Annotated in this window: 12 protein-coding genes; 6 read left to right on the top strand and 6 right to left on the bottom strand. The window is 53.6% G+C overall.

Translation table 11 applies throughout. The features are described 5' to 3' along the window. The first annotated feature begins 8 nt into the window (after positions 1 to 8). On the top strand, positions 9 to 563 hold the full coding sequence (locus BBB56_RS10095) for a sigma-70 family RNA polymerase sigma factor (protein ID WP_123800829.1): 555 nt from the start codon (positions 9 to 11) through the stop codon (positions 561 to 563). Next, complete coding sequence (locus BBB56_RS10090) at positions 550 to 1,194, top strand: NrsF family protein (RefSeq protein WP_123800828.1); 645 nt, start codon at positions 550 to 552, stop codon at positions 1,192 to 1,194. Before BBB56_RS10095 ends, BBB56_RS10090 begins: the two co-directional genes overlap by 14 nt. Before the next feature lie 251 nt (positions 1,195 to 1,445). On the opposite strand, the gene BBB56_RS10085 is transcribed toward BBB56_RS10090, so the two are convergent. Together BBB56_RS10085 and BBB56_RS10080 are read right to left on the bottom strand one after the other, a co-directional pair. Continuing rightward, on the bottom strand, positions 1,446 to 2,603 hold the full coding sequence (locus tag BBB56_RS10085; protein WP_123800827.1) for a glycosyltransferase family 4 protein: 1,158 nt from the start codon (positions 2,601 to 2,603) through the stop codon (positions 1,446 to 1,448). A 576-nt stretch (positions 2,604 to 3,179) separates the two neighbouring features. Further along, the gene (locus BBB56_RS10080) at positions 3,180 to 4,061 is read right to left on the bottom strand and encodes a LysR family transcriptional regulator (protein WP_123800826.1); all 882 of its coding nucleotides are present in this window, start codon (positions 4,059 to 4,061) and stop codon (positions 3,180 to 3,182) included. Positions 4,062 to 4,165: 104 nt separating this feature from the next. Here BBB56_RS10080 and budA point away from each other — a divergent pair, with 104 nt between their 5' ends. The 4 genes from budA to BBB56_RS10060 all read left to right on the top strand — a co-directional run bounded on the left by budA (position 4,166) and on the right by BBB56_RS10060 (position 8,026). Continuing rightward, on the top strand, positions 4,166 to 4,948 hold the full coding sequence (gene budA / locus BBB56_RS10075; RefSeq protein WP_123800825.1) for an acetolactate decarboxylase: 783 nt from the start codon (positions 4,166 to 4,168) through the stop codon (positions 4,946 to 4,948). Positions 4,949 to 4,962: 14 nt separating this feature from the next. Beyond that, positions 4,963 to 6,642, top strand: coding sequence for an acetolactate synthase AlsS (alsS, locus tag BBB56_RS10070; RefSeq protein ID WP_123800824.1), 1,680 nt, complete (start codon positions 4,963 to 4,965; stop codon positions 6,640 to 6,642). 24 nt (positions 6,643 to 6,666) lie between these two features. After that, a complete protein-coding gene (locus BBB56_RS10065; RefSeq protein ID WP_123800823.1) occupies positions 6,667 to 7,440 on the top strand; it encodes a (S)-acetoin forming diacetyl reductase in 774 nt (257 codons plus the stop codon). Positions 7,441 to 7,729: 289 nt separating this feature from the next. Beyond that, on the top strand, positions 7,730 to 8,026 hold the full coding sequence (locus BBB56_RS10060) for a type 2 periplasmic-binding domain-containing protein (RefSeq protein ID WP_123800822.1): 297 nt from the start codon (positions 7,730 to 7,732) through the stop codon (positions 8,024 to 8,026). A 761-nt stretch (positions 8,027 to 8,787) separates the two neighbouring features. Here the strand turns inward: BBB56_RS10060 and BBB56_RS10055 are convergent. The 4 genes from BBB56_RS10055 to BBB56_RS10040 all read right to left on the bottom strand — a co-directional run bounded on the left by BBB56_RS10055 (position 8,788) and on the right by BBB56_RS10040 (position 15,483). After that, entirely contained in the window at positions 8,788 to 9,801 is a 1,014-nt protein-coding gene (locus BBB56_RS10055; RefSeq protein WP_123800821.1) for an AI-2E family transporter, read from the bottom strand. 572 nt (positions 9,802 to 10,373) lie between these two features. Further along, a complete protein-coding gene (locus tag BBB56_RS10050) occupies positions 10,374 to 11,339 on the bottom strand; it encodes an acyltransferase family protein (RefSeq protein ID WP_123800820.1) in 966 nt (321 codons plus the stop codon). Continuing rightward, a complete protein-coding gene (locus BBB56_RS10045) occupies positions 11,336 to 14,401 on the bottom strand; it encodes an efflux RND transporter permease subunit (RefSeq protein WP_123800819.1) in 3,066 nt (1,021 codons plus the stop codon). The genes BBB56_RS10050 and BBB56_RS10045 overlap by 4 nt, the downstream gene beginning before the upstream one ends. Continuing rightward, positions 14,401 to 15,483 carry an efflux RND transporter periplasmic adaptor subunit gene (locus BBB56_RS10040; protein WP_370661857.1) on the bottom strand — a complete coding sequence of 361 codons (1,083 nt, stop codon included), beginning with the start codon at positions 15,481 to 15,483 and terminating at the stop codon, positions 14,401 to 14,403. Before BBB56_RS10040 ends, BBB56_RS10045 begins: the two co-directional genes overlap by 1 nt. Between the last annotated feature and the right edge of the window lie 727 nt (positions 15,484 to 16,210).

The raw sequence follows: 16,210 nt of genomic DNA, 5'->3' as shown, positions 1-16,210 counted from the left end.
ACCAGGCGATGCCCGCAGCTGACGCGCACGCGCAGCACTGGCCAGCGTTAATGGCCCGCGCGCAGGCTGGCGATAAAGACGCCTATAACCAGTTATTGAAAGCGATGGTTCCGGCCATTCGCGCATTGGTGCGCAAAAAAATCGCCGACGATGCGCTGGTTGAGGATGTGATTCAGGACACGCTGCTGGCGATCCATCGGGTTCGTCATACGTACGATCCGCGTCGCCCGTTGCTGCCCTGGGTGGCCGCTATCGCCTCGGCCAGAGCGATCGATGCGCTGCGTCAGCGTGGACGTAACCGGGAAGTTCAGGATGAAGAGGCCCTGCGTGCGCAACCGGCTGAGCAAAATGACGCCGGCGCCGGTCAGGAGGCCTTAACCGGTTATCTGGGAAGTTTGCCGGAGCGGCAGCGGCAGATTGTGGAATCGGTCCATTTGCGTGAACAGAGCCTGGCTCAGGCGGCGGCTGAAACGAATCTCTCGCTTTCCGCCGTCAAGTCGCTTTTGCATCGCGCCATGCTCAACCTTCGTAAATCTGGAAACAGTAAACATGAGAAATCATGACTCCTTTATCGATCGGCTCAGCGACTCGGCGCAACCGGTCAGACGCACCTGGCCGACCGCGTGGCGCGTGGCGGGATGGGTTGCCGCCGTACTGCCGTGCGGGGCGCTAAGCAGTTGGGTACTGCATAGTCGCTATACGGACTGGTCGCAGACCGGCGCGCTGATGGCGATGGTCGCGCTGCTGCTGGCGTTTATTCTGGGTACAGGCGCTATTGCCGGAGCCTTTACCCTTAGCATCGCCGGACGCCAGCCGCCGGCAATGCGATGGCTGGCAGGGCTGGCGCTGTTATGGTTAGCATTAAATCTGGCGAACTTGTCGCTGCCGCAGCCCGTCGCAGGCGCTGGACGCTTTGGCGAAGGCATTCACTGCTATTTATTTATGCTGCTGGCCAGCCTGCCCATGATGGTAATTTCAGTGGCCTGTCTGCATCGCACCCGCTCGCTCAGCCCGGCAAAAAGCCTGGCGCTGGCAGGATGCGGCATCGCATTTATGTCCTCTGTGCTGCTGTCGCTGTGTCACAACACACACTTGCATCTGATTGATTTCATCATGCACCTCGCGGCGGGTATGACCATCGTCGCGCTGACGGTGCTGACAGGTCGTCGCTGGATCAGGCTGACAGGAAGATAATCCTTATCACCGGCAGCTGAAGATGCAACGAGGCGGCCAGAGAGAGCAAGGCTGGCCGATATCAGGCTCGTCTGCCAGCGAACCGGCTTAACGTTGCCAGGGGTTCTCAGCCCTGTGCCTTCAGGGCTGGCGGCTCCCGGCTTGAATATCCGTTCAGAAGCGTCCGCGCTTATCAACCATAAAGTTTTGCCTACATTCGTTTTGCCCCGGTGAAGCGTCGGCACCTCTGCCCGCCGTGTCTGAGCCACATCTTAGCGCACTGCGCTGAGCGCGTAGATGTCGTTAAGCTTTTCCCGGAAGCGAGCCGGATCGTGAACGTCCCGAATCCGCTTCAGCGCGCCTTGCGAGCGCAGCATCAGGGTTTCCCGGTCGGCTAAAATCGCCAGAATGCAGGTTTTAAGGTGTGACACAATCAGCTGCCTTATCGCCTCTTTGTCATTGGCAGAGTTAATTGTCAGTTCAAACATATCGCTCAATGGACACGGAATAATCCAGCCAGCCTCGGGGGGATTAATTTCAGGAAGCGCGCGTACATTAGTTGAAATAACCGGGCAGCCGCACGCCTGCATTTCCAGCACGGAAAAACCATAGGTATCTTGCCACGTAGGCAATAGTCCTGCATGACTTCGCTTAAACAAATCGATAAGCGCATTATTAGGCTGCGACTCAGCATGGTTAAAAACAGCGCTGGCGTTCAGCAGTTGTTCGATTTTCTGATAAAACGCCTCTTCATCCTGATAACGGCCATGGGCAAAATTATATCGGCGCTTAAGGTTGCCGATTAAATTAACCTGAACGGTTTCGGCACTCACTTTTCCTTCGTTAACCAGTTCGGTAAAGGCCAGCACAACCTCCGCGCCCCCTTTTCGGTAAAATTCATTTCCGGCGAAGGTGAAAATGAGTTTGCGCTCCTGGGCAGAACGCTGCCCTTCATACAGTACGGGCTGTGGCGGGTGAAGCTTATGTAGTTTCGGCGTGATAGCCGACGCCTCTTCCGGAAAGGCGCTGAGCAGTTTCAGCTGAATTTGTCTGGTTGCCTCTGAAATCGCGATAATAGCGACACACTGTGGCGCGGCGACCAGTCTGAGCTGTTTTTTCAGCTCAGGATTAGCGAGCTTAGGCACGCCGGGCACGGGAAGCACGCGGGGAAGTTCCGTTTCAAAGGTGGAAACCCAGCGTTTTGACGTGCGCGCCACTTCATTAAAAAGATGTATGATTTCAACATTGCCCGGCATTAAGAAACTGACAGGCTGAAAGATAAATGATTTATTGGCCTTGACGGCTTTTTGTCTTATTTTATTTAAATAGAGCCAGACATTTTTATACTTAAAATCGACATAGGTATGTTGCTCATTAACGAGAATGTTTCGCTTTTCAGGGTAGCTCTGCCCACTTACAATTATCTTCATATAATCCCCTGATAAAAAATAGCAGCAGATGATTATCAGAAAAGGCGTTGGACGGGATAATCATATAATCAGAATATCACTGGCGTTGTGACTGCGTGGAATAAATCAACACATTAAGATAAATCCTTAAAGCATTCATGCCGCTTGATATTTAAGCGCGCCTTCTTGATTAAATTTACTTAATGTCCGGCTGCGCCTGCACAAACCAAAAAGAAATTTATTTAACGGCCCGCGCGGTTTTTTTCTAAATGATAAAAACGCATAGCGGTAATGATTAAACGAATGTAGATGAGCTGCGCTGCTGGCAGGCGCAAGAAGGGAGGGTGTTGCAGTAGTTTCTTTCCGGAAGCGCGATCGTGCGCTAAAACGCGCTCTGAACCCCGGTTTCCCCCGTTACGCGACGGGAAGACGCGCTCTTTTTCCTTTATACCGCCAGTGTGGACACCGCCTTTCGGATGGTATAAACCGCTGTTGCAGAACCTCCAGCGGTCGTCGCCACATCCAGCGTAACCAGTGAGCCACAGCGCTAGCAGGCAGCAACATCGGGCTGCCCGCTCACTTCCCGGCAATCCGCAGTTAACGCTCGTTAATCAGACTCAGCAGATGCAGCACCGTTTTCGCCGGATGATCGCGCCGCCATGCGAAAGCGATGTCCGTGAACAGCGTATTATTCTCTATTTCACAAAACCGCAGCAGGGGGTTGCTGACGCAGCACATAGAGGCTGGCACCAGCGCGATGCCGCAGCCTGCGCCCACCATGCCTAGCGACGAGGCAATTTGTGGCGCCTGCTGAAAGCGTCGGGCGGAAAAACCGGCGCGCAGACAGGTGCTGACAATCAGCTCATACAGGCTGGGGGCCACCTCACGCGGAAACATAATCAACGTCTCTTCCGCCAGCTCCGGCAGCGCAACGGCAGGCCTCTGGCTCAGCGCATGGCTGGCCGGCAGCGCAACCATCATCCTTTCGGTAGCAATCACTCTGAGATTAAAGGCCTTACTGCTTTCACACGGCAGGCGAATAAAGGCCGCATCCAGCAGCCCCTCGCGAAGATCCTGCATCAGCAGCGCCATATTTTCCTCGCGAGTGATCAGCTCCATGGCGGGATAGCGCGCCTTGAAGCGGCGAATAAGTTCGAATACCGGCGCGCCAAAGGCGAGCGAACTGGCAAAGCCCAGCGATAGTTGTCCGCTCATGCCGCGCGCTACGCCGCGAACTTTCTCCAGCGCGTGCTCGGCCATCTGCACAATGGCTAATGCGTCAGGCAGAAACGCCTGACCCGCCTCGGTCAGCTCGACGCCCCGCGTCAGACGCCTGAGCAGCGGCGTGCCAATCTCATGCTCCAGGCGCTGGATCTGCTGGCTCAGCGGCGGCTGAGATATACCCAGCATTTCCGCCGCGCGGGTGAAATGCAGCGTCTCGGCTACGGCAACAAAATAACGCAGATGGCGAAGTTCCATATCAAAAACGTCTCGAAGTTTGCAGCTTTCGCTATTGGATTCTGTAAGCCGTCTGGCCCACCATGATATTAACACGGCTTAACTATCGGTTTGCGAGGCAACATATGTGTAATTTTGTATCTGATTGTTCATGTGAGGATCAGCTCAAAGATACCGTCAGAAAACTGCATCATAAATCAGCAGAAAAGGTTATCTATCAGACTTCGCTGATGAGCGCCCTGCTGCATGGTGTCTATGATGGCTCCACGACCGTCGAAGCGCTGCTCAGGAAAGGCGATTTTGGTCTGGGTACCTTTAATCAGCTCGATGGCGAACTGGTGGCCTTTGATCGTCAGGTTTATCAGCTGCGTTCGGACGGCAGCGCGCGCGCCGCGCGACCAGAACAACAATCCCCTTTTGCCGTCATGACCTTTTTTACCCCCGAGCATCAGCACCACTTCAGCCAGACGGCGTCGCGAGAGGAAGTGCATCGCGTAATCGACAGCGTGATTACCTCAGATAACCATTTCTGCGCGCTGCGCATCAGCGGTCGCTTTGCCTCGGTGCAGACCCGTACCGTGCCATGCCAGTGCCGCCCTTATCGTTCAATGACCGAAGTGCTGGGTAACCAGCCAACCTTTGATTTCAACCACCGTGCGGGCGAGCTAATCGGCTTTCGCACGCCGCAGTATATGCAGGGCATCAATGTCGCGGGCTATCACGAGCACTTTATTACCGACGATCGGCAGGGCGGCGGGCACATCCTCGACTACGAGCTGGAGCAGGGCACCTTGTCCTTCGGCGCCATCACTAAGCTGGTGATCGATCTGCCTGAGGATCGCGACTTTCTGCAAGCCGATTTGCACCCTGAAAATCTGGATGAAGCCATCCGGTCCGTTGAAAGCTAACCACAGAGGTCACCATGAAAGAGCTTAAAACCCAGACAACATGGCGCAGCGGCGCGGACCTGGTGGTGGCGCAGCTGGAAGCGCAAGGCGTGAACCACGTCTTTGGCATTCCGGGCGCAAAAATCGATCGGGTCTTCGATTCGCTGGTTGATTCGCGTATTGAGTTAATCCCCGTCCGTCATGAGGCGAATGCGGCGTTTATGGCTGCTGCTGTAGGCAGACTAACCGGTAATGCAGGCGTAGCGCTGGTGACCTCCGGCCCAGGCTGCTCCAATCTGGTTACCGGCATGGCGACGGCAACGAGCGAAGGCGATCCGGTGGTGGCGATTGGCGGCGCGGTAAAACGTTCAGACAGCGCAAAGCAGGTGCATCAGAGTATGGATACCGTGTCGATGTTTCGTCCCGTCACCAAGTTTGCCGTTGAGGTTACCGATGCTTCGGCGCTGGCAGAGTGCGTGTCTAATGCCTTTCGCCATGCGGAAAATGGACGAGGCGGCGGCGCCTTTATCAGCCTGCCGCAGGACATCGTCGATCAACCTGTTTCCGGCAGTCTGCTACAGCACAAAGGGCGCGTAACGCTGGGGGCCGCCCCCGACGCGCTGGTGGAGGCAGTGAGTCGTGAAATCGCCCGCGCTAAAAATCCGGTCATTCTGCTGGGCCTGATGGCGAGCCAGCCGGAGAACAGCGCGGCGATCCATGAGTTACTCAACAGAAGCCGGATTCCGGTCACCAGTACCTATCAGGCCGCAGGGGCGGTCAGGCAAGAGCATTTTTCCCGCTTTGCCGGACGTATCGGCCTGTTTAACAACCAGGCGGGCGACCGGCTGCTGCAACAGGCCGATCTGATCATTACCATCGGCTACAGCCCGGTGGAGTATGAACCAGCGATGTGGAACAGCGGCAACGCCATTCTGGTGCATATCGATGTGTTGCCCGCTGAAACGGATAATCGTTATCTGCCTGATGCCGAGCTGGTCGGCGACATCGCGCAGACGGTGCGCAAAATTGCGTCACGGGTCGATGCGCCGCTGCAACTCAGCGAGGCCGCGGCGGCGATCCTGGAAGATCGCCAGCAGCAGCGGCAGTTGCTGGCGATGCAGGGCGCCCGCCTGGAGCAGTTTGCCCTGCATCCGCTGCGCATCGTGCGGGCGATGCAGGACATTATTAACAGCGATGTCAGCCTGACGGTCGATATGGGCAGCTTTCATATCTGGATAGCCCGCTATCTCTACAGCTTTCGCGCCCGGCAAATCATGATCTCCAACGGACAGCAAACCATGGGCGTAGCGCTGCCCTGGGCGATTGGCGCCTGGCTGGTGGATCCGTCTCGCAAAGTGGTTTCCGTGTCAGGCGACGGCGGTTTTCTACAGTCGAGCATGGAGCTGGAGACAGCGGTCCGGCTGAAGGCCAATATTCTGCACATTATCTGGGTCGATAATGCTTACAACATGGTGGCCATTCAGGAAGAGAAAAAATATCAGCGCGTCTCCGGCGTGAACTTTGGTCCGGTGGACTTTAAGGCCTATGCCGAGGCGTTCGGGGCCGCCGGTTTCTCAGTCAACAGCGCCGCTGAGCTGGAGCCAACGCTGCGCCGGGCAATGGATGTAGCGGGTCCGGCAGTGGTGGCGATTCCGGTCGACTACAGCGATAACCCTCTGCTGATGGGGCAGCTGCATCTTAGCCAGCTGCTTTGAGGTTTTAACCGAAAGGAGAACAGGATGAAAACTAACGTTGCCTTAGTGACAGGCGCCGGTCAGGGTATTGGCGCAGCGATTGCGCTGCGTCTGGCGCAGGATGGCTTTGCCGTAGCGGTCACCGATTACAACGCCGAGACCGCGCAGCAGGTGGCGGATACGATTGTCCGCTCAGGCGGTAAAGCGATTGCGTTAAAGGCCGACGTCGCCCGGCGGGATCAGGTTTTTCACGCCGTTGAAGAGGCAAGGCAGGCGCTGGGCGGCTTCGATGTGATCGTGAACAATGCAGGCATAGCGCCTTCCACGCCGATCGCGGAGATCACCGAAGAGGTCGTGGACAGGGTGTATAACATCAATGTCAAAGGGGTGATCTGGGGCATACAGGCTGCGGTTCAGGCATTTGCAGCCGAAGGGCACGGCGGCAAGATCATCAATGCCTGTTCGCAGGCAGGCCACACGGGCAATCCAGAGCTGGCCGTTTACAGCTCCAGTAAGTTTGCGGTACGCGGGCTAACGCAAACCGCAGCCAGAGACCTGGCGGGCGCAGGAATTACGGTGAATGCCTTCTGCCCCGGTATTGTGAAAACGCCGATGTGGGACGCCATCGACCGCCAGATCTCAGCCGCTGCCGGTCAACCAGCCGGGTATGGCACCCAGCAATTTGCCCGACGCATTACCCTGGGACGCCTTTCAGAACCAGAGGATGTCGCCGCCTGCGTCTCGTTTCTGGCCGGTCCTGACTCCGACTATATGACCGGGCAGTCGTTACTGATTGATGGCGGGATGGTATTTAATTAAGCTTCTGCGCGGCGTGATGACTTAAGCGATCCATCGCGCCGCGGCTTGCCTGCATGCTGCCCTCTGATTCACAGGGGTGCCGCACAGCCGCGTCACCCTCTCCTCGTCCACAGCATCCATCACCCGCGAAAGAAAAAGCCAGACTTCTGTCAGTCGCCCGCGAGGACGTCTCCTTAGCAGGGCGGCTCACCACCTGACCTGCACGCCATCGAAAATCACGCAAGAAAGATGGCGCAAATTCAAAACTTAAGTAAACTTAAATTTTAAGCAGATCATAAGGACGTTTGTTATGCCAGTCTATGACATCTCGATTGAGCTACGCGGCCAGGTCGACGCAGCAGGGGATTACCGGCGACTTCGCGAAGCCATGAACAACAGTGGATTTCGGCACAGCATCACTGATAATGACGAAAAATGTTACTGGCTTCCGCGTGACGTTTTTACTTATCAGGGAAGCATGTCGAGTCAGGAGTTAATGGAGAGAGTTTACGATCTGCTAACTGATTTCGTGCCTGCTCCCGGCGTAATGGTCACAGAGTCTGTTGGCCGCGCCTGGCGAGGCCTGAGACCGATGGACGGCGCGTAAGCCTGTAAGCCCTGCGCTTCAGCCTGCCAGTGACATCGGGAGTAAGGCGCTCATGAGTAAACGCTAAATGGCAATTAAAAAAACAGCGGTCAGGATACCAGGAGTGACGGATACCCCATCTGTATTTTTCTTTGCCGAGAAATAACGCCATTTTTTCGACCGTCGTCATTGCCTCAGTACTTTACTCTTCCTCTGTTTTTTCCAGGGTCGTAATGAAAAAAAAAGACCTGATAATCAACCCCCGGCATTATCGGATCAGTTTAAACACAAGGACGCTAAAGATATTTTAAATATCTGGAAAAAGCGAAGATGGCCGGGGGCTATATCGTATCGGATAAAGAGATGAGGAGAACTCATCTTTCCAGTCTGGCAGTGAGCTGCACGGAAATCGATTCGGAAGCATCAGACAAAAACCTGAACGCTGATTCGCATACCGCGTCTGAAACGCACTCAGATTTTAGACAAGCCGTTAATTTGCAAAACCCAGACTTTCAGAGCGGCCTTTCATTTCGCTCAGCGTGGTAACGTCCAGCGCCCCACAGGTAATGCCAGCCGTCGGGCAAACCTGCAGCACGCTATAAAATTATCTGTGTAACGGCAGGATTATTTTTCAGGCTGACCGGTATCCAGTCGACCAGATGCGCCAGGGAGAAATCCTTGTCTGTATAAAATTAGCGAAGGTAGCAAAGGCCAGGCTGAGAGAAAACGTTCTCAGGCGGGCTGCAATCTCCTGTATTTAACCTCGCCCTGAAATTCACAAGTCAGCTCTGCCGCATCGGTTGATGCAATGCCAGCCACACCTTCTTCAGCATATAAGTGAGGGGAATAGCCAGAATCGCCCCGGTTATGCCAAGCAGCGACTGCCAGAATAAAAACGCCAGTAGCTGTACGGTAAGGGACATATTAAGTCGCCTGCCAAGCATTAAGGGTTCAAGCAGAGAGCTCAGTGACAGATTCAGCACGACAAAAAAGCCGGCTACCAGGAGGCTGGTTTGCATATTGAACAGAATAAAGGATTGTATCACCATCGGCAGTGCGGCAAGAAACGAACCGAGGACGGGGATGTAGTTCAGAATAAACATCAGCACGCCCCACAGAAAGGCGAACTTCAATCCCAGCAAGCTGGCAACAAGCCAGACAATAATGCCGCCGAGCAGGCCTGTCAGCGTTTTTACCCGTACGTACACAGTGACGCTCTGAACGCCTTCTTCCAGCGCGCTGATAAGTTCCGTATGCCGCGCACTGCTGGCACGCAGGATAAGTTTGAACACTGGAAGCTCATACAACATAAACAGTAACATCAGAAAGACCATTAACCACCACGACAGCATGCCGGGAATAAGCGACAGCTGAGTCGTCACCAGACGCACCACGGCCCCGGCATCTACAAAGTTCAAAAGTTCATCGGGAGTGAATACCACGCCCATCTGCCCAAGCGACTGCGTCAGCGTTTGCAGTCTGGCAGCGACAAGGCCAGGCGCCTGTCGGCTGAGCTGTATTAAATCCGGAGCTGAGGCGCTGAGTGACATAATGGTAACAACGATCAGCAACAGCATGATGACAATAATTAACAGGGACGAAATGATGCGTGGAATACCGCGCTGCGCCAGACGGCTGATCAACGGGTCGAGCATAACGGCGAGAAACAGCGCCAGCAGCACCTGGTTCACCAGCGGGGCGGCCAGATAAAGGCCGAGCAACACCAGCGTCAGGCACGCTAACATAAACAAGCCCTGAGCAAAGGGAGTAAGCGATTTTAACCAACCCGGGTACATTGGCGCATATTCTCCGGTCATCGGATGGCGAACAGGTGACAGATAAAAATACCATCGCCAGAATAACCTCAGCTAAACAACGATTATATCGATCGCATCATGACGCCGGTGGGCTTTCAAACCATGCAAGCTTTCGCCCCTGTTCATATGCATCAGTCAATGTCCTTAAGGATAAACCATGCGAAGAATCCCTGCGCCTTTGTGCATGGTCGTGAGGGTGTTTATCTCTCCGGCTCAGGCGAAAAGGGCCTGAGTGAGGTCTGGGAATAGTTTAAACAGGATTTTCGGTCTGGGTGTCACCGCTGGCCTCAGGGCGCACATTGATTTTGCCAGTTATTTTCCCGCCGCTCGGCCGTTTTTCTCTGCCGGATACAAAGCTTCAACCTCCAGCTTACCTGTATTCCCGGTATCCGATATCGTGGCCATGTTCTCTTCGCCTGGTGGCGTTATGACCTGTGGGCCATCAGATGTTAAACAAATAAGATCCACCTGCTAAATCAGGCAATTTAATCCGGCTGATGAATTTTGTATGCCACCCTCTCACCCGGCGCAATGACGCCTTCAGCACGGCCTTAAAGAGTTATGACCTTTTTGAGCAGGTTGCTGATAAGCATTAACCGGGAAAGTAATACGGATATAACAAAGGTAACGATAAGCAGCGCCAGTTTAATACCCAGGGAAGCGACAGGAATAAACATGGTTAAGAGATGAAATACAGAGTAATGCAGGATATAAACCCCAGTCATGGTTTTGCTTATAGCCGCTAACACTTTCTCTTTCACCGGCGCATCGCGACGAAAACGCACGCGACTGGCCGCCACCACTAATGCCACCACCAGCAGGTATATTTGCGAGCCGGTCAGAATAAAAGCATTACGATCGGCTTTAAAAACGGCAAAGAAAAAATGTTGCTCATAAAACCAGGTAAACAGATAGATAAAAGGGAGGGCTGTCGCGGCAACACGCGCCACTTTTTTGCGGCTGAGCCAGTCAGCGATGCGCGGATGTCCTGCCAGCTGACCCGTTAAATAAAACAGTAGCCAGGTCCAGATACGATATTGCGGTTCCAGACTAAAGAAAGGGAGCTGCGGATAGAGCACAGAGAGCAGGTCGTAGCCATAGGAAACGAACAATAACGTCAGGATCAGACTGTAGAACAGTAATCGGAGCTGAGCCAGTCGAGTAAACAGAGGATGCAAGCCGTAAATCAGCAGGAAAGAGAGGAAAAACCACGGCTGAATCAGATAGCCGCGCTGATAGGGTTCCCACAAAAGGTAAACCGTCATCCAGAACACATAAATGACCACCAGATTCATTATTCTGGTCAGCTGCCATCCCTGTTCCTGATTAGAACGGGCATCCATGATACCCGCCACAACAAAAAACAGTGGCGTGGCGATGGTCGAAACAAAGGTAAGAAACGCCAGAATCCAGTGGTAGTCATAATCGTATCGGTCCCAGGTGTTATACAACGTGAAAAAGGTCACCGCTGACATACACCCCAGCGTTTTAATCAGGTTGAGTCCCGTAACATTCATGGCGCGGGCGTGGTTTTTGACTGGGGATGAAAGCAGGCGTAAATCACCGGCAGCACCAGCAGAGTCAGTACTGTCGCAAAGCCCAGACCAAACATAATCACCACCGCCATGCTCTGGAAAAAGAGATCGCGCAGCAACGGTGCCAGACCCAACACTGTGGTAAAGGCCGTCAGCAGAATAGGGCGTAAGCGTGACGTTGCGGCGTAGAGAATGGCGTCGTGCTGTGGCATGGACTGCTTCTGCTGTTCAATTTCTTCCACCAGTACAATGCCGTTACGGATAAGCATCCCGCTCAGGCTTAATAGCCCAATCAGCGCCATAAAACCAAACGAAATGCCGGTGATTAAAAATCCCGGCGTCACGCCAATCAGCGCCAGAGGAACGGTCAGCCAGATAGCAACAGCGTTTTTCAGTGAGCTGAACATAAGAATAGTGATCGTGAACATCACAAGATAACCCAGCGGCAGAGTGGTAAATACGCCTTGCTGCGCGTCGCTGGCATTCTCGGCGTCGCCGCCCCACTCAATACTGTAACCATGCGGCAGCGCTATTTGCTCAATCTGTGGTCTGACGCGCGCCAGGATGTCAGCGGCAGTGGCATGACTCAGCGGATCGGGATCGGTCTGGACAGTCAGCACCCGGCTGCGATCGCGTCTCAAAATCAGCGGATCTTCCCACTCAAGGGTAAATCCGCTCACGACATTACTGAGCGGAATATAGCGTTGCTGGCTCTGGCTCCACACCAGGATGTTTTGCAGATGGTTGACATCCTGTCGTTCGCTGTCGGGTGGTCGGGCGATAACAGGGAGCAGATCGGCTCCATCACGATACAGCCCTACGCGACTGCCGGTAAAATTCATCTCCAGCGCGTTATCGACGTCCTGTTTATCTACGCCCAGCTCACGCCCGAGAACCGGACTATATTGCGGACGAATGACTTTACTACGGTTTTGCCAGTCCTGTCGCACGCTGTCGGTAGCCGGGTCGCGGGTTAAAATGCTCTCCACCTGGCTGGCGATCAGCCGCATCTGGTCAGGCTCATGGCCCTTAATGCGCACCTCAATCGCGCTACCTCCCGAAGGGCCGAACATAACCCGCTTAGTGCTGGCGTTCACCTGGGGATAGTGACGTGCTATCAGGCCATCAAGCTGGCGAGTCAGGGCAGTAATATTGCGCTGATCGTCCATGCGCACCATGATTTGCGCGTAGTTACTATACTGTCGCTGTCCATTGTAGGTCAGGATAAACCGCATACTGCCCTGACCAACGGTCGTCACTGTCGCAACAACGCCTTTCCGCCCCGTAATATTTTTTTCAATCTCGCTGGCTATTTTCTCCGTGGACTTGATGTCAGTCCCGTAAGGCAGCCAGAGATCAACAAAAAAAATCGGGGTGTTTGCTGCGGGAAAGAAGTTTTGTCGTACCGCCCCGAACCCCCAGACGGCCAGTGCCAGCAAAATCACCATCATGGAGAGCGTTAAGGTTTTCTGCGCCAGTAAAGCGGTCAGCGCGCGCTGATACAGCCGATAAAAACCGCCCTGATAGGGTGAAGATGTCGGCAAAGTCTGAACAGAACGCGCCTGGCTGAATAGCCCCCATTTGATCAGTACGGGGGTGATAGTAAGGGCGGAGAACCAGCTCAGCATCAGCGAAATGAGGAGCACCTGAAACAGGGATTTACAATACTCACCCGTAGAATCCTGGGATAAACCGATAGGCGCGAAAGCCAGAATAGCAATAACGGTGGCCCCTAAAAGCGGTAGCGCCGAACGCCGAATAACATAATCTAGCGCTGCGCCAGGCGATGAACCCTGCTGGCGCGCAATCAGCGCGCCCTCAACAATCACGATGGCGTTGTCAACCAGCATACTGAGCGCAATAATCAATGCTCCCAGCGAGATACGCTGTAGCTCAATTCCCCAAAGGTACATAATCAACAGTGTGCCCAGCACATTAAGAGCCAGCGACAGCGCGATAATAATCCCGCTGCGAATGCCCATAAATATCAGCAACACGCCCACAACAATCGCAAGGGCTATCAGAAAATTAATTATGAAGCCATTTACGGCATGGGTGACTTCCGCCGCCTGGTCGTAGAAAAGGTTGAGGCTGATGCCTGCGGGTTTTTCAGCAGACATCTGCTGGAGCCGGGCTTCCAGCGCGTGTCCTGCCTTCATGACGTTTACGCCAGAGATGAATGAAACCCCCATCGTCAGCGCCGGCCGTCCGTTGGCGTGATAGATACTGGACGGTGATTCACTAAGCCCACGAGATAAGGTAGCGATATCGCTTAATCGCGTCGTGGCAGGGCTGCCGACAGGGCTAACCAGCAGATCGCGTAACTCATCAAGCGTGACAAATTCGCCGGTTGGATGCAGGCGAATCGACTCCGTACCCGATATGATTTCCCCTGCGCTGGACACCACATTGAGGCGGCTCAGCGTGCTGGCGAGCTGAGGCAGAGTGATGCCGCGCGCGACCATCTTCGCCAGTGATACATCAACATTAATCTGTGGGGGGATCGCCCCGCCAATAACCACTTTTCCCACTCCCGGCACAAGAACCAGTTCCCGCCGAAGCTGTTCGGCGTACTGAACCAGCTCCTGATTACTAAAATCATCTCCGGAAATGGCGAAGAAAAAGCCGTAAACGTCGCCAAAGTCATCATTGACGAACGGGACGGCGACGCCGGGAGGAAAGACGCGCGCGGCGTCATCCACGCGTCGACGTAGTTCATCCCAGATTTGCGGCAACTGGTCAGAGTGATAGCGGGAGGCAATATTCACGGTAATTTGCGACAGGCCGTTGGAAGATATTGAGGTGACGTTATCAAGGTAGGGCAACTGCTGAAGCGCATGTTCCAGAGGCAGCGTGACTTCCTCTTCAACCTGCTGGGCTGCGGCGCCAGGATAGTGGGTAACGATGACCGCGGTTTTGATAGTAAAAGCCGGATCTTCCAGCCGACCAATATTAAACAAGGCAAAAATACCGCCGACGCCGAGCAGAAGAATAGTCAGCCAGACACGAGTGGGATTATCGATAAACTGTCGTGATATATCCATTACAGCCCTCGCTCACGCGTCCAGATACGAACCGGCTGCTGGGCATGCAGTTCATTCACCCCTGCTGCCACCACCCGTTCGCCTGCATGTAGCCCGCTGGTAATAATGACGCCTTGATCGGTGACATCGCTCACACTGACCTGACGATCTTCAAGATGCAATCGATCGCCTGTACCTTGTACTACCCACACATGAGGTGCGTTACGCGGGCTATTATCTGGGTTGAACACCGCTTCTGTCGGCACGATTAGCGCCTCACGGCTAACACTGGCGGGCAGGTTCGACACATTAACTGTTACGGTCCCGCTGACGCCGCCCACCGCGGGGAAATCGGCAGGACGCGGCATGGTTAGAATGATCTGCCAGGTTAAGGTATTGCTGTCGCTGCTGCCGGTATGCTCTTTATATTCGGCTGAAAATGTCTGGCCGGGCAGGGCATTGATACGCACTTCCGGGCGATAGTGCGTATTGCGCATATCCAGCGCGGTGAAAAGGTTTTCCGGCACGCTAAACACCACATCAAGCAGATCGGTACGGGTTAGCGTGGCAATCGTTTGTCCAGCGGCTACAACCTGATGGTTACGGACATTGACCGTCGCGACAATACCCGTAAAGGGAGCGGTCAATGTCATTTGACTTAACTCTTCGCGGGCTATCTGTAAAGCGGCACTGGCCGCGTCCCGATTTGCACGTTGCAAATCCATCTCCGCCTGGGAGATCGCCTGACGGCCAGACAGCGTCTGAAAACGCGAAAATTGACGCTCAGCCAGAGTTGCAGCGGATTGTCGCTCATTCAGCCGCTGCTGCGCTTCACGGGCGACCAGCCGGGCAATCAGTTGTCCCTGTTCAATGCGTGTCCCCTGTCGGATCGCCAGTAATTCAATCTGGCCACTACGCTTAAACGAAAGCTCTGTGGCGTCACCGGACTCGATTCGCGCTGGAAAAATGCGCTGCTGAGCCTGTCCTGAAGCCATGACATCAACCACTTTAACCATGCGTGGAGGAAGAGTGCGTTCCGGTTCTTTTTGATCGCAACCTGTTGTTATAGAGATAACAACGGCAAAAAAAGCAAAATAACGCATCACTGTTTTATCCTCATTAATAACGATATAGTTATTACCGTTATTATTAGTGGGCATTTTATTCTCCCAGCATGGAAACCACTGCGTAAGTGAACAATCCAACAGCAGAGCAGGTGACGATCGCTAGCACAACGTAAAGACTCAGGCGGAGCAGACTATACTCAGGCATTATCGCCCCCATTAATATGGCCGCAAAAAACAGTGTCGCGTTTTTAATCCGCGACCCGTTCAGGAATATTTTTGTTATCGATGAGGATAGCCGCGTAAATGACAAATTGTAAAGTTACCTAAAGCTAATAATTCAGATCAAATTCTCAAAGCTTATCCCTCAATTACTGACACATAGCAGAATTAACAACTAGCCAGGCCGGTTTATTATGCTGCATCACCTGCAATCGTCATAAACTCAATCCCTGAATGGATTACCGACAAAAAACTTTTAATAATCTTCAGCTTAATTGATTAAGACGACTATATCGCCTCATATTTTCATCAGCGATTGAATATATGCGCCCACCCTGTGCTAGGGTTATAACGTCATTTTTTTAGAGTTCTCTACATGCCGTAAATAATTTTTGCTCGTTTAGTTATGGTGAGCAGGCATCAATTCTGCATTCCAGTTATCACCGGCCTTTGATTCTTCTAAAGCATGGATATAAGTCTATGTAACAAAAGCAGGTATGTTTATAACGGAATATCACCGCCTTGATTTCCGAAACAGGATTTG

This window comes from Candidatus Pantoea deserta (assembly GCF_003813865.1).
GTDB classification, from domain to species: Bacteria; Pseudomonadota; Gammaproteobacteria; order Enterobacterales; family Enterobacteriaceae; genus Pantoea; species Pantoea deserta.
Note: the sequence above shows the minus strand (reverse complement) of the source record. Positions and strands in the feature narration are given on the sequence as shown.

Excerpts from the sequence above, each read along its gene's own strand:
- BBB56_RS10050 (WP_123800820.1), bottom strand. The coding sequence starts at position 11,339 with ATGAATGTTACGGGACTCAACCTGATTAAAACGCTGGGGTGTATGTCA.
- BBB56_RS10095 (WP_123800829.1), top strand. The coding sequence starts at position 9 with ATGCCCGCAGCTGACGCGCACGCGCAGCACTGGCCAGCGTTAATGGCC.
- BBB56_RS10060 (WP_123800822.1), top strand. The coding sequence starts at position 7,730 with ATGCCAGTCTATGACATCTCGATTGAGCTACGCGGCCAGGTCGACGCA.
- BBB56_RS10085 (WP_123800827.1), bottom strand. The coding sequence starts at position 2,603 with ATGAAGATAATTGTAAGTGGGCAGAGCTACCCTGAAAAGCGAAACATT.
- BBB56_RS10055 (WP_123800821.1), bottom strand. The coding sequence starts at position 9,801 with ATGTACCCGGGTTGGTTAAAATCGCTTACTCCCTTTGCTCAGGGCTTG.
- BBB56_RS10040 (WP_370661857.1), bottom strand. The coding sequence starts at position 15,483 with ATGCGTTATTTTGCTTTTTTTGCCGTTGTTATCTCTATAACAACAGGT.
- alsS (WP_123800824.1), top strand. The coding sequence starts at position 4,963 with ATGAAAGAGCTTAAAACCCAGACAACATGGCGCAGCGGCGCGGACCTG.
- BBB56_RS10090 (WP_123800828.1), top strand. The coding sequence starts at position 550 with ATGAGAAATCATGACTCCTTTATCGATCGGCTCAGCGACTCGGCGCAA.
- BBB56_RS10080 (WP_123800826.1), bottom strand. The coding sequence starts at position 4,061 with ATGGAACTTCGCCATCTGCGTTATTTTGTTGCCGTAGCCGAGACGCTG.
- budA (WP_123800825.1), top strand. The coding sequence starts at position 4,166 with ATGTGTAATTTTGTATCTGATTGTTCATGTGAGGATCAGCTCAAAGAT.
- BBB56_RS10065 (WP_123800823.1), top strand. The coding sequence starts at position 6,667 with ATGAAAACTAACGTTGCCTTAGTGACAGGCGCCGGTCAGGGTATTGGC.
- BBB56_RS10045 (WP_123800819.1), bottom strand. The coding sequence starts at position 14,401 with ATGGATATATCACGACAGTTTATCGATAATCCCACTCGTGTCTGGCTG.